Here is a 14,513-nt window from a genome sequence, read left to right on the forward strand (position 1 = left end):
GAGAACCACGGTTGATTAAGGATTTATTGTACTGCTTCCAGTTAGTTGTTTTGTAACGAGGTTTAGGCATGAGGCTACGACGATTGATGGGCGTAGCCGCTCAGATCGTAGTTTCTTGATTTAGTTCCATCGAATTACGCAACAAAGCCCCACTGCACTTTACTCCGCTCACACAAATTCATTGGTGCGCTTTTGGCGATAATATTTTTAAATGGAAAGAGAACTCAGAAGAAAACCAAACACTGATCTTACTTGGTCACGATACCCGAACACGTGAACTGATTGACGCGTCACTACCAGAGCTAAATCTTCCTAGACATAGGGTCATGGAAGTCGGCAGTGTAGAGGCTCAAATTGATTGGGCAGAAGCCGGATTCGGAACCGCAATTGTGCCGGATTTCTCGCTCGACCCAAGATTAAAACTCTCACGAGAAGTGACGCCGTTACCCAGCTTCCCCAACACCGATTTTGGCTACATCGTTCGCCAAAACCAAGTGCTGTCCAAAGCCGCAAAACAGCTTCTTAAATGGGTAGCTGAGAATGTGTCTGTGGTAGAGGTTTAACGGTATGCAAGACACAACCATTACTATCCCTCTACCATCTTTGATTCATCGAATTGGTGGTGATCATGCTAAGCGAGCCAAAGCAATAGCGGCTGAGAAGAAGTGCGAAATGAAGCGAATACGACGCTCGCGTAATTGGCAAATCGCTGGAGAGGCTTTGGATTTGAAAGCGTTCCTCGATCACATCAAGGTAGAAGAGTCTGAGCCGATGCGATTTGTGATAAACAAAATTGAAGCTGGTCTCGCCAAGCACAGCAATAAGCTTGAACCTTTGGAAGCCAAGCTGATTCGATTGGTCTTGGAGAATCCAAACATTACTTTGGCGGAGTTGATGTCGGAAACCAATTGTACCATCGCTCAGGCTCGAACAGCGCGTTTTGATGCAGAAGTTATATGAGTTTCTGAGATTCTCGCTCTGTAGAGCTAATTTAAAAGCTACAGAGCGAGATATTACTAATTTAGTTGAAAGTCCTCCGCTTTCTCAGCCTCAATTAGCTTGAACAATGCTTCCTGGTAGTCTTTGACTATATTTGCAGCCAATTCCTGAGATATTTCTGAGCTATCATAAAAAAGGCTGAACTCCAGCGTTTCTCCTGGGAATACACAAAGCACAATTTGATGGTTTGTCCCGCTAACTGTTCCAAGGTGGTGGTATTCCAAACTGTAGTCATTTGATGATTTTTGTTCCGGGTAATTTTCAAATACAAATAGAGTGCCAAATGGTGCTGTTGGTCTCCAATCTTGATCATAGTCGTTTAGATCATGGAAAGCGTATTCCACGCGTTGTTCGCTGCTCTCGTTAAGACTCTCTATCATGTTTGCAATGCTCCCCTGCAAAGAGATTCTTAGTGGTGGTGTTGCGACAAATAGACCGACTAATTCTGTTACTTTGTTAACTTCCACTGGTCGTTTGGTTAGCGTTGTACCAAATACAATGTCAAGGCTCTGAGTTCGTTTTGATAATGTTGAGGCCCATGCCAGTTGGCAATATTGATTTAGGGTAGCACTTTTGCTCAATGCGGCCTGACGCAATAGCCTAGTTTTCTCTTCATCTAATCCCGCTTTTTTGCATTGAATTCGAAGCGCAGTTGTACTCAATGTCGGGTTATCGGATGGTACTCGCATGTTCATTTGAGCGTTAAGCATGTAATTTTCCCAATACTGAGAAGCAATGTTGTTTGGTTGTGAACTGAGCCAACGTTGGAATTCAACAAAACGAAGTTTTTCAGAATCAATAGGTTTGCCGGTCAGTAACTTTTCATAGTTTTCCATGACTTCCTTTAGGAAAATTTGCATTGACCATCCGTCAAACAGTACATGGTTAAAAGTAAAGAATAATATATGACGTTGCTTCTCAACATTTGCTAACAGCAGCCTCATCAATGGAGGCTTATGCCAGTCAAAAGGGCGTTGGCGTTCATTAAGTATTGCATCAGAAATTTGCTGCTCAATATCTTGGTTTTCCCAGTTCTGTAATGTTATCGGTAAATTTGCAGATCGAGGAATGAGAATTAATGGTTGACCTCGAGTGTGCTCGTCATCGAAGCCTGCTCTCAATATATCGTATTTTAGTAAGATGCTACCCCATGCAGTCTTGAATGCTTCAATATTCAATTCGCCAGTTAACTCAAAGTAGAGTTGGTCTATTTGGTAGTCATTGTTAACGCGATTGAAATACAGGAGCTCTCGTTGGAAATCAGTTGCTGGGTAAATATCTTCTAGCGGGCCTAATTTCTCTTCCAAGTTTTCGATAACGTCCTGAGTCAACTCGGTGTCAACTAGGTCACTCGGTGTTAGCCCCCCAAGGCAATCAGCGCTGATACAATGTTCAATAAGTTCCTGTAAAGTGTTGGAAAAGAGTTTACTTAGTTCTACAACTGTAAAGTTACTGAATGCTTCCTCAACCATATCGAACTTTATGTGTAGTTTGTCATTACAGATCCAAGCATTGATGTCTAATGCTCTGAGGGGTTTGTTTTTAGCACTTACGAGATGTTGGGTGAATTGATGTTGAATGTGCCAGCTTTCCTTATCCTTCCCTGTAAATCGGCCAAGAAAATTGAAGCTTATCGGTAGTTTTAACAAAGACTGTAATGTTTCTCTAACAGACTCTTCTTGATGTTCAAAAGCAATTTCTAGATAGTTTTCTCCTTTGTTTGGTAGGCTCCGTAAACTTTGCTTAGTTCTCTTTATTAGTTGTGACCAGTTCGGTGAACTTGATGGTAAACAAAGAGGAAAAATACTAGTAAACCAACCAATCGTCGCATCGCATCGAATGGAGTCACTAACGTATTTTCGTCCGTGACCTTCGATTAATAAGTTCAACATTTCTCCGTTCTGAGCAAATATTTTGTACAGTGTAGCTATGAGAAGTTCGTTTGTATTTGTTCCATAAGGGGTGTTTGCTTTGCCAACAAGAAAACTTGTTTGTGATTCATCCAAAATCAAGTTGTGGCAACGGCTCTTGAACGATTGCAAGTCGTAGTAATATGAAGGAGAACTCTTATGCACTTTCAGCCAGAAAGCGACTTCCTCTTCGTCGCTTTGGAAGGACTCCCAATGACTCTGATATGCTTGCGTATTCGAGTATGGAATCGGTTGGTGAGCTGACCCCAGTTTGTAATACGCCTCTAAGTCAGAAGCTATTCGTCTCCATGATACTCCATCTACAATGAGATGGTGCGCACATAGGTATAAATAAGCGTACTCTTCCTCAGACACCCAAAACAACAGGGCTTTGAATAAAGGTCCCTTTTGCAAGTTAAAGGTTTTATTCAGGGCTGCTATTTCTGTTTCGACATGCTCCCATTGTTCACATACCATTTCGCACAGTTCAAAATGTGCATGCTCGTGAGCAACAAATGTTTGGCTAGAGTGATTATGAAATCGTAATTGAAAGCTGTCATGGAACTCTGTAAGGTCTGTCAGAGCTTGATGCAATCGGTCTCGTTCAATTGATTTAGGTAATTGAAGAGTAATAGCTTGGTTGAAATGTTCTGGGCGATCAAAGTTTTGATTGAAGAACCACTTTTGAGCAGGAAGAAGGTTAAAGTCTCCTTGCTTTTCGCCTATTAATAATTCGCTCTCTTGAGACGCAACTATCTTTCGAGCCATATCATCAAACACTCGATATTTCATGATATCAGCGGTTGAAAGTTTCATTCCTTTTTCTTCTAAACCTACCGAAAGTAAGATAGCAGAAATAGAATCACCGCCTTGATTGACAAAATCATCGTAGATAGATAGCGCAGGAACTTCTAGGGCAGCACAAGCTTGCTCGAGTAGAGCCAATTGAAGCTTATTAAGATTTTCGGAGTCCTCTTTCTTCGCTTGTGGCTCTGCAAGTTTGCTTTTGTCCAACTTTCCGTTTCGATTTAATGGCATTGATTCCTGATGTATGAGGTGTGCCGGGATCATGTAACTTGGTAGTTGAGTTTCTAGTTGGGCTCTTAGGTCCTGAGTATCTAGGGGGGACGGTGATTGGTAGTATCCAATAAGCTGTTTGCCTATAGAGGTTTCCTTGAGTAGAACTGCAGCCATCTGTATTTCAGGGATTTTTTGAAGAGCCTGGCGAATTTCTTGTAACTCAATGCGATAACCTCTCAGTTTAATTTGGTCGTCTTTTCTTCCTTTAAAAACAATAACCCCATCACCCTGAACATAACCATAATCTCCAGTTCGGTAAACTCTTTGCGTGCTTCCATTAATTGAGATGTAACAAAATTTTTCATTTTGTATTGAGTCACCGACATATCCTTGAGATAAACAATCCCCGGCAACGATAATATGACCAACCATCCCGACGCCCAGTTGTTGATCGTCATCATCTACAATCCAGACTTGAGCGTTTGGTCGGGGAGTTCCTATAGGGATTGAGCTTGCAACAAGGTCGTTTCTTGTGCACTGGTGAGAGGTGACATAAATAGTTGTCTCTGTTGGTCCATAAATGTTGATAAGGTTTTTTATATTGCAGTCAAGGCCGTGCTCTACCGCCTGTTTTGAAACGGAATCCCCCCCAAATACGAGAGTTTCAAGGTTATTAAACATGGTCCTTTTATTTGACGACATGTAAGTCTCGAACAATCCGGTCGTTAAGAACATATGATCTACGGAGTAGTTTGTGATCAAATGCTCAAGAGCTTCAGGGTTTGCAATCTCATTTCTTTTGGGGATGATTAAGCTTCGTCCGTGTAGTAGTGCTAACCACAGCTGTAACGAGGCAGCATCGAAGGCCTCATTCGCAGAGTATAAAACTCTAGACCCTACTGGTATGGCAGGGTTTTCGAACAATGTAGTGACAAAAGCTCGATGTGACAACGCCACTGCTTTTGGTTGGCCGGTGGTTCCTGAAGTGAAAATATATTGGCTTATGCTATCGTCTGATACTTTTGATGGAGTAACTACTATCGGGGCTTTAGGAAGCATTTCTAGTGAGGGTAGGTGATGATAGTCGTTTTCTGCACAAGTAGATACGCCCTCGCCGATTAAGAGCATCGGTGAAAGTTGATCGATTACTATCTGTTGTCTTGCTTTTGGGGCGCTACAATCTACACATGTAAACGCGAGCCCGACATACTGAGTCGCAAGAATAGCAATTACAGTATCTGTGAGGCTTGAAAGGTTAATAGCGACACATGTTTTTTTGTTGTTAGCTGTACTTTTTATTTTAGATAGGTAAAAAGCAAGGTTGGAGACTCTCTCATGGAGCTGTTTATAATTTAGTGTACGATTGGATTCTGTATCAAATATGGCAACTTCAAGTGGAGTATGTTCGACCCATACATGCATAAGCTCGGCAAGTGATCTCTTGGGACAAGAATAGGATAGCTGTGGTATAGAGTCATTCGGAGTAAGAATAGGGATGCTATTTAAAGGTTGGTTGTCCATAGTCAGTATTTCACATAATACTTGATGGAAACGGTCTAAAAAATTTTCGAAAATCCGACTTTCCTGAAATGTTTCCAAATAATCAAAACGGAAGTTATAGCTTTGTTTGGAGCTTTCGCAAAAAAGCAGTTGAATGTCTGCATTGAGCTCAAGGAAACTATAGTTTTGAGTAACATAACACTCCTCACCTAGCATTTGCGATTCGTTAATACCAACTGTACTTCCAAATGCGATGTTACTAACCATCGATTCAGGCTGTTCGCTTTCTTGCTTTAAAAACTGGATCAAATCTATATATGGAAGTTCGCCATAAGCTTTTGTTTCACGGTTGAATTTCTTTATTTGTGACCAATACTCGTCTAGCGTGTTCGCGACTTTAAGATTAAAAAAGTCCAATCGAGTGTTCACATAACATCCCATATGATCTCTTGTGGATTTTGTTCGGCGGTCCATTGGAGAAGTGACAGTTATCATTGGTTGGTTAGCAATACGAGAAACTAAGAGAGCGAAAACACCTTTGAAAAATAAGTTAACCGTTAATCCTCTATTGCGGCAATATGATTTTATATCTTGACTAAATGTACTGCCTAAACACAGTTGTTCAGTTGTAACTCGACGCTGGTCTGAGTAGACCGCATGGCTAAAATCGGTTTTAGCTCTTGTCTTGTTTAATGTATTTTTCCAAAACTCAAGAGCTTGCTTCTTATCAGACTCCGAAATAGCCTTAGCTTCAATAGTCTTCCTATTTGAAGGTGATGTAGTTGAAAGTGATTGCCCAAGTTCCAACGCTTGATAAGCTGACTGGACTTTGGAAAAAAATGCTTGAAACCCAGTACCATCAAGACAAATGTGATGAGCCATGATAATTACTTTGTAGTGCTTATTTTCGATCTTGCATATCGCCCCTTTGAATAGAGGTTCAGACTCTAATATTATTTTTTCATTATAATAGATGCTGAGTAGCTTAGTGAATTCCACTTCAGGGCTTTCTTCATTAGAGAAATCAAAGTAAGGCACCTCTATTTTCTTAAAATTCAATTCTTTATAAAGTTTTTCACTTTCTAAACTATAGTCATAGTGAAAATAATGGTCACCAAACCCATAAATAATGGCTTGTTGAAGAAGATAAGGTAAGAGAGGACCTTCGATATCCCAAACAATAAAAGAGTTAGAAATTACATTGCATGGTTCTGTTTTTGCGTCGATGAAAAATGCTTTTTCATAACGTGATGCTAGTTGCTTCATAATATATACCTTGTAGTTCTAAGAGACTAAATGTCAAAGGTCTGATTAAGGAAGTGAGCTACACCATCTTCTTCGTTAGTACCCGTAACTGATAACGTGCTTAGCAGCTCAATTAGTTCCGGCATTGAGTTTTGCATAAGTACTCCCTTCGCTGCTTGATTAAGCATTGAAAGATCATTAAGTGCGTCGCCAAAAGCGATAGCTTGTTTTTGAAAAGAAATGCCTTTTTCAGATAACAATTGAACAGCTGCACTGGCTTTTGAAACGTCTGGCGGACCGATCTCGATTTGATTATTAGATGTTCGATAGCAAGTTACTTTTCCTCCTAAATGGTGATTGATTTTCTTTTCGACATCAGAAATATCGTCTTCACGCCATAGAAGAAACTTGTTAATATTTAAATTCTTAACCTCTGATGGTAATATTATGCTGTATGAAAATCCAGAATGTGAGCTATAACCTTCAACCATCTCGTTTACCTCATGGATCTTCCAACCTTGTTGATCAAATATATTTAAATGTAGGTTGTCATGCTCTATTAATTCTAATAATTCTAATAATTCTAATATTGTCCTATATTTCAAGTGCTTATTGTTAATTAGAACTCCTGAGTCTTTGCAGAAGGTTAAAGCTCCATTTAAACCTATAATATTCACTTTATCCTTTAGTTCCTCTGCAATTTGTAGTGCATCTTTTGGATGCCTTCCTGTTGCTAATATTATCTCTACGCCACATTCATTTAGGTTAGAAAGCGTAGTTAATGTTGTGCTAGAGATTCTTCCATTTAGATTTAATAAAGTTCCATCAAGGTCTGATACAACTGCTTTAAAAGGTAACATATACTTTCTCCAATAATATTGTAATGTATGTTCCCCCCCCTCTTGCTTTGACGCTAACTTAAAAATTCAACTTGGTTAACAACAAAAAAAAAGCTTTTTAATTATTTGGTAAAAGATCACAAGAGAATAACACTACTAATGTGAATGTTATTGTTTTGAATTGATGCTATTTTTGTTTTTATTGCCTGATTTTAAAAGCTATTTAATGATTCTGTGTTACCCAGTTGATTGTTATAGCCTTAGATTGGAGTTGAATAAAAACTCTAATAAGTGCGTTTAAAGTGAATTTGATTTTATTTATGCGGATATTAATGTTGTTTTTGTTAAGTATAGTTTCAGGAATTCTGATAGATAATTTTTCATTTTCACTATTTATGATAATGTCCATCACATTAATGTAAGGAAGATAGCATCTTTTACTATTATATTGAAGTTTGCTTAATTAGTTTGGATTTTTTTTAGATTTAATTTATGGATGATTAACTAATGAAAGAATGTTGATGTTATCTCGATGATTATGTTGAAGTGATTAAAGTTAAACGGTGTTATTATTTAATTGGTAGTACTGTGCTTTGCCTTAGAGGAAGCTTTGGTAACTGAAATAGTTTAAGCCTGAAAGTTTCTTCTCCTATTCCCTATCTATACAGGTAAGCGATTGATTATCAAACATCGGATAACGTAGAGAGGGAAGGTTATGAAGCTGATATTGAAACTGTTGAGTGTGTTCTTCATTTGGGGGAGTTTGACGCTTCCTGCTTTCGGTCTTGATCCTGTTTATAGCGATTTTCTCGGTAAAGCGATTCGTTGTTACGACCCTGTTGCCTACTTCACTCAATCAAAACCAGTCAAAGGTGACAGCGATTTCACTTATCGTTGGAATGATGCCAAATGGTACTTTTCATCGGCTGAAAATCGAGATGCATTCGTGAAAAATCCTGAGAAATTTGCACCGCAATATGGCGGCTATTGTGCTTGGGCTGTGAGCAAAGGCTATACTGCCAAGATAGCTCCTAATGCGTGGAATATTCACGATGGAAAACTCTACCTAAACTACAGCAAATCCGTGCAAGCCTCTTGGAAACAGAACATTCCGGGTAACATTGCGAGTGGAGATCAAAACTGGCCGAAGTTACTTGCAGAATAACGAAGCCCAAGAAGATAAAAGATCGCGATTACAGCGACCTTTTTTGATTGTGGGGAATCTTTAGATTTACGGTAGCAACAACATTTTACCCATCACTGAACCACTTTCGATTTTATCGTGTGCTTGCGCTGCTTCGGACAACGGCAGCGTGGTAAACACAGGTTTAATTTTGCCTTGCTCTAGGAGTTTGTAAAGCGCTTCTAAAGCAGACTTCAATAGTGGATAGTTATTGAAGTAAGTGGCGTAGATTTCTGAGTAAGTAATGGTTGGTGCTTTGGTAAAGTGTTTAATTGCCTCGGCTTGCAAGTTCGTATCCCCAATACCAGCTAGAATTCCGAATATGACTACGTGGCCAAGTGGTGCCAATACTTCTAAGTCTTCGACAATTGTGTCGCCTGCTACCGGGTTAAAGATGTAATCCACACCTCTTCCATCTGTGACCTCTTTTACCGAAGTCACCCAATCTGTATTTAAAGTGAAGGCGAAATCTGCTCCAAGCTTGATGGCATTTTCTGCTTTATGCTCTCTTCGCTCCAAAGCGATTACATTGAGGCCTGATAGCTTAGCTAACTGAATTAGGGCTGTGCCTACACCGCCGGATGCAGCGTAAACGAGCGCCGTTTTGCCCTCTTCGACGCGAGCAACATTGTGCAGCATATGGAACGCAGTCCCATAGTTTACTGGTATTACGGCTGCTTCTTGAAGATCAATGCTGTCTGGTATAACAATTAATTTATCTGCACTAACGGCAGTAAATTCTGCATATGTTGCCGAACCAATAGTACCAAGAAACGCTACTTTGGTTCCTTCGACGAGTTCTGTATTGTTTGAATCGACAACAACACCGCTAGCCTCAACACCAGAAACAATTGGAAGTTCAGGCATTAATCCAGGTGGCATTTTTCCTTCTCTAATTATCGTATCAATCAAGTTCACTGGTGCGGCGTGAATGCGCACCAAAACTTGTCCTTCTTTCAATGTTGGTTGTGCTATGTCTTGGTAAACCAGTTTGTCGCTGCCGCCTGTTTGAGTCAGTAATACTGCTTTCATGATGTCATCCTCGTGATTCGATTAAAGGGCGTTTGCCGTGTCTGTGAATCAAATACTAGACGCTTGCGCTGAGAGAAAAAATTGGCGATATTGAGTATCTCTGTTCCAAAAATGGGATAATAGAAATTCATACTCGCTAAAAGGAGTTCTGCGTGAAACGAGTGTTGGATGATTTGCAGGTATTCTGCACCGTGGTAGAAGAGGGCAGCTTAAAGCGCGCTTCTGAGCGGTTAGAAATTCCTCACAGTACGGTGAGTCGACGTATTGAAGCGCTAGAAAACAACTTGGGTTTAGTGTTGCTTCATCGCACCACCCGTGAAGTCAAAGTGTCAACTCGAGGTGAAGAGCTGTATCAAAATTGCTCGGCTCTGCTTGGGACGATTCGCCAGTCGATAGATTTCGCGGTGGATTCTGAAGTTGCCTTCAAGGGAAAGTTGAATGTGTCGATGCCCGTTCGTGCTGGCATTGATTTTCTTGGGGCGTGGCTTATCGACTTCGCTGCAGAGCACCCCGATCTTCAGTTAGATGTTTCTCTGTCGAACAACAACAAGCATCTGATTAAAGATGACATTGATTTAGCATTCCGAGTCGGTCCACTTGTCGATTCATCTGCAATCGCATTGCATTTATGGGATATTCCATACGTTGTTTGCGCCCATCGTGACTATGTTGTAAAGCATCAATTGAGTGGTCTCACACTCTTTGTCGAACAGTTGGAATCACTGCCGGGAGTGATAACTCGTCCTGCAATGAACTGGATGTTTGTGAACAAGCAATTTGAAGAAGTCGCTGTATCGCCACAGCAAGGTTTGACGGTGGATGATCTTGGTTTGGCGTATCACGCGATTCAGTCGGGCAAATATATGGGTATGTTACCAGCGTCGATGGTGAAGGATGAAAACATCGTGAAGTTACAAATCGAGAACTTAGAGCCTCGTAAGCGTGTTATGTACGCGTACTATTTAGGACGCAGACACGCGCAGAGCCAGATAAAACACATCGTCGATTACATTCGACAACGCTATCAAGAGAGCGAATAGCAAACACAAAAAAGCCGCGATGATCGCGGCTTTTTCAATTTGGGTTCCACGTAGTGGAGAATTACCACATCAAATCGTCTGGCACGACGAAATCTGCGTATGGATCATCTTCTGCTGGGATATCTGACTCGGGCTCTTTCTGTTCAATGATCACAGACTCGTCACGCTGAGCAATCTTGTTTGCAACAGGGCGAGGAATAACTACGTAGCTCTCACCGACGATGGCAATTGCCAAGATACCTTTGATCAATTGATCACGGATGATTGAATCGACGTAAAGCGACTTCACAAGTGTACCGTGTGTGAAGTTGTATTTGATGTCGCCATCTTTCAAATCAACCTTGTTCATTTCAATCAGTTGGTTGATTTGCGCTTTGATTTCTTTGTTCAAGCGTTCTGCATTTTGCTGCTCGCTCAATTGCTTGTCACGCTCTAACTGTTGACGTTTGTTCTCTTCAACCGCCGCTTTTACTTCGCGAGCTTGAACGCGTGATTTTTTAGAGCCTTTTTTCGCTTTTTTCAGTTTTTTCTCGTTAACCAAGCCTGCTTTTAGCATCTGCTCTTGAAGGGTAAGTTTTGCCATGTTCTATCCAGTAAGTGCGCAATTTTGTGCATTTTAACCAGTCATTCGTCGCAAAGAAAGGGGCTGGTGTCTTTCTCATCTACATTGGATTGCTTGAAACAAGGGTAGCAATAGCATTGAGAAGTGGTTCAAATAAAGAACTTTATGCGATAAAAATAAATAATATTAAATAGGATGCCGTGTTAAATATAATTAGCCATACCTAGAGTTCTTATCTCTAATGTTTGTTTTATAATTTAAATCTGAATTTATTGTGACGCTGTTAATATTAGTAACTATTAAATAAAGTACATTGTATTTGGTTGGTTTTAAATTTGTCTACGTTAGTCACAAAAGAAAAGGTAAGGAAATAAACTTAATTAATGATCCTTTACTATAACGTGATGACACTCATCATTTAATATTGTTGCTAGTAATGACCGATATATTGCTGTCTTTCCCGACGAATGTTTTCTTTGTGCCTTTTGTTTTTCTTCTTCTTATTATGTGCATTGATCTCATCTTCAACGTGGTAGATGTAGCCGTTGCAGATATAGAATTATTCGAGTCAGGCAGTCTATTTAGCGGTGGGCTTTTATTACCACCTATCTTATCCAAAGTACCCTTGGCGGTAGGTTTGTGTGTTAGTTTCTTTTTCGCCGCTATTCTATCGTTTTACTCATCATCTTTTCTAAATCAACACCTTAGTTCTGTTTTTTTGACGGTTGCGGAACTTGTCTCTATTCCAGTTAACTTCTACCTATCCTTGTATATCAGCGCGAAGCTATTAAGCCCCTTAGCGCCACTTTTTGATAAGAGTAAAGCTTTTGCAAAGGTCGACTTTATTGGAATGAAAGCAAAAGTTCACAGCAGCGAGGTGAACAGTCAACGTGGTGAAATTATTGTTCATCATAATGGCAGCGAATTTTTACTGGATGCACGGATTTTGGAGTCTGATGCGCCCATTGAATATGGGAACGATGTTGTGATCGTTTCTCTCAACAAACAAAAAAAATATTACATTATTAATCAGTAGCTAGAAAATTAAGGAGCAGCTATGCAGATTTCTCCAAGTCTGATATTCCTTGGGATTGGTATCGGGATTTTTTTGATTATTCTTATCTTTCTCACCACCCGATATAAAAAGGTTCGAGGTGAAGGCGACGCACTAATTGTCAATGGACTGCATGCCACGCGCGCTTCTCTAACTGGTACTTTTGTATGGCCAGTGATCAACAAATTTGAGTTTATGGATATTACTCGTAAGAAGATCTCTGTTGTTCGAAGTGGCCGCAAAGATCAAGAAGGCGAAGAATACGAAGGCCTTCATTGCCGAGACAATATTCGTGCGGACCTTAAAGTTGATTTTTACATCGGTGTGAATCACGAAGAAGAAGACATTGTTCGTGTTGCTAAACTTTTTACTGCCCATGATGCTTCTAACCTAGAGCGCCTAAAAGAGCACTTCCAGCCGAAATTCTCTGAAGCACTGAAAACGGCAGTAAAACAGTTTGAATTTGAGGAGCTGTTAACGAATCGCCGCGCTTTCCGTGATGCCGTTGTTGAAGTCATTGGTAGCGAAATGGATGGCTTTAAGATCTACGACGTTGTTATCGATAAAGTTGACCAAACCGCGCTGGACGCCCATAGCCCGGGTAACATTCTTGACGTAGAAGGTATCCGTAAGATCTCTGCAATCACAGCGCAAAAGAATACGGAAACCAACGCGATTCGTCAGGATGAACGCACAACGATCAAGAAGAAAAATGTTGAAGCTGAAGCAAACCGCTTACAGCTTGATAAGCAAGAAAAAGAGAGTATTGCCCGCACTCAGCGTGAAATCGATATTATCAAAGCGCAAGAAGAAGCGTTGGCCGCTGAAAAACGTGAAGAATATGAGCGAATCACCAAGCTAGCGGAGCTGGAAACTGAAGAAGAAGTGGCCAAGAAGCGCGAAAGCGTCGAGATGGAAGTCGAGATGACGCGTATCGCAAACCAACGCCAAGTGGCAATTCAACAAGAAGAATTGAACCGTTCAGTAGAGACTGAGCGAGTTCGTACTTCTACGGAGGTTGCTGAGCGAGAAATGCAGAAAGAGACGACGGTAGAAGAAGCGATGAAGTCTGTCGCGGAAACTCGTTCTCAGCGTGTAGAAATCGAACGTAAGATTGCTCGCGAAGAAGAAGAGACGGAAAACCTACGCGTTAATGAGCGAGTTAACCGTGAAAAACGCATCAAACTGACGGAAGCAGAAGCGGTTGCTGAATCTGCACAGATTGAACTGCTGGTTGCCGCTCGTGCAGAGAAAGATGCCGCTCGCGAACGTTCTGAACGTATTTTGATTGAGAACGAAGCTGAGCTGAAAGTGAAAACGCGTGATGCGGAAAACGAGCTAGCGGTGAAGACACGTCAAGCCGAAGCGGAACAAGTAGTGACGACCAAGCGTGCAGAAGCTGAGTTTGTGGCGAAAGACCGTGAAGCTGCAGCAAAAGAGCGTATGGCACAGGCAGAAAAAGAGCTGATCAGTGCTACGGGTCTTGCTGAAGTGGAAGTTGAGCGCGAGCGTGCACTTGCGATCAAAGAGACGGGTGAAGCAGAAGCTTACACCTTACAAAGTGCCGGTGAAGCGGAAGCGCAAGCTCTACGTGCTAAAGGCCTGGCAGAAGCAGAAGCTCAGACAGCTCGCTTTGAGGCGGCTCAGCAATACGATGATCACACCCGTGAACACGACAAGTGGGTGATGCAGTTGCAACAAGAGAAAGACCTTGAATTGGCGCGCATTGATGCTCAGAAAACCGTGGTTGGGGCGAACGCTCAAGCCTTGGGTGAGGCGCTATCGAAAGCCGATATCCGTTTGTTTGGTGGTGAAGGAATGGAGCAAATCCGTCGCACTATCATGGATGCCGCTGTCGTCGATGCGAAGTTTAATGAATCAGAGGTTCTTAACCCACTGGTCTCAGATTATGTGAATGGCAACCGTAGCCTGCCGCAAGACATCAAAGACGTGTTAGAGAGTACAGAACTGAAAAGCAGTGACTTGAGTAATGTCGCGCTCGCGAGTTTACTGAATTCACAAGGTGGCGCTGCGGAGCTAATGAAGAAAATCCAAAGCTCCCTAGATACGACAACCAGCGATAAATCATAATTTTCACTCTCTCTAAAAAATCCCGCTTCTTCGTAAGC

The 14,513-nt window shown here is 41.3% G+C and carries 9 protein-coding genes and 1 pseudogene; 6 read left to right on the top strand and 4 right to left on the bottom strand.

Annotated features, from left to right (window positions below; genetic code table 11):
- Positions 1-146 precede the first annotated feature (146 nt).
- Together QTO06_RS01660 and QTO06_RS01665 are read left to right on the top strand one after the other, a co-directional pair.
- A pseudogene (locus QTO06_RS01660) lies at positions 147-563 on the top strand (substrate-binding domain-containing protein); the annotation flags it as partial.
- 4 nt (positions 564-567) lie between these two features.
- Complete coding sequence (locus QTO06_RS01665; RefSeq protein ID WP_331406663.1) at positions 568-960, top strand: ribosome recycling factor family protein; 393 nt, start codon at positions 568-570, stop codon at positions 958-960.
- A 56-nt stretch (positions 961-1,016) separates the two neighbouring features.
- Here the strand turns inward: QTO06_RS01665 and QTO06_RS01670 are convergent, their stop codons facing one another.
- A complete protein-coding gene (locus QTO06_RS01670; protein ID WP_331406664.1) occupies positions 1,017-6,695 on the bottom strand; it encodes a condensation domain-containing protein in 5,679 nt (1,892 codons plus the stop codon).
- Between the two features lie 26 nt (positions 6,696-6,721).
- Positions 6,722-7,534 (bottom strand): HAD family hydrolase, encoded by an 813-nt coding sequence (locus tag QTO06_RS01675; protein WP_331406665.1) that lies wholly within the window; start codon positions 7,532-7,534, stop codon positions 6,722-6,724.
- A gap of 694 nt (positions 7,535-8,228) precedes the next feature.
- On the opposite strand from QTO06_RS01675, the gene QTO06_RS01680 reads away from it, so the two are divergent.
- Complete coding sequence (locus QTO06_RS01680) at positions 8,229-8,678, top strand: YHS domain-containing (seleno)protein (protein WP_331406666.1); 450 nt, start codon at positions 8,229-8,231, stop codon at positions 8,676-8,678.
- 66 nt (positions 8,679-8,744) lie between these two features.
- Here QTO06_RS01680 and QTO06_RS01685 read toward each other — a convergent pair whose 3' ends face one another.
- A complete protein-coding gene (locus QTO06_RS01685; protein WP_331406667.1) occupies positions 8,745-9,728 on the bottom strand; it encodes a quinone oxidoreductase family protein in 984 nt (327 codons plus the stop codon).
- A 152-nt stretch (positions 9,729-9,880) separates the two neighbouring features.
- Between QTO06_RS01685 and QTO06_RS01690 the strand changes: the two genes are divergently transcribed.
- Positions 9,881-10,768, top strand: a complete 888-nt coding sequence (locus tag QTO06_RS01690; RefSeq protein ID WP_331406669.1) for a LysR family transcriptional regulator — start codon at positions 9,881-9,883, stop codon at positions 10,766-10,768.
- 61 nt (positions 10,769-10,829) lie between these two features.
- Here QTO06_RS01690 and QTO06_RS01695 read toward each other — a convergent pair whose 3' ends face one another.
- Positions 10,830-11,351, bottom strand: coding sequence for a DUF2058 domain-containing protein (locus tag QTO06_RS01695; RefSeq protein WP_005532322.1), 522 nt, complete (start codon positions 11,349-11,351; stop codon positions 10,830-10,832).
- Positions 11,352-11,766: 415 nt separating this feature from the next.
- Between QTO06_RS01695 and QTO06_RS01700 the strand changes: the two genes are divergently transcribed.
- Both QTO06_RS01700 and QTO06_RS01705 read left to right on the top strand, forming a co-directional pair.
- Positions 11,767-12,366: a DUF1449 domain-containing protein gene (locus QTO06_RS01700; protein ID WP_331406670.1), complete on the top strand. Its 600-nt coding sequence runs from the start codon at positions 11,767-11,769 to the stop codon at positions 12,364-12,366.
- 21 nt (positions 12,367-12,387) lie between these two features.
- Positions 12,388-14,475, top strand: coding sequence for a peptidase (locus tag QTO06_RS01705; protein WP_005532324.1), 2,088 nt, complete (start codon positions 12,388-12,390; stop codon positions 14,473-14,475).
- Positions 14,476-14,513 lie beyond the last annotated feature (38 nt).

The sequence above is a fragment of the Vibrio sp. M260121 genome (assembly GCF_036533715.1).
Lineage (GTDB): Bacteria > Pseudomonadota > Gammaproteobacteria > Enterobacterales > Vibrionaceae > Vibrio.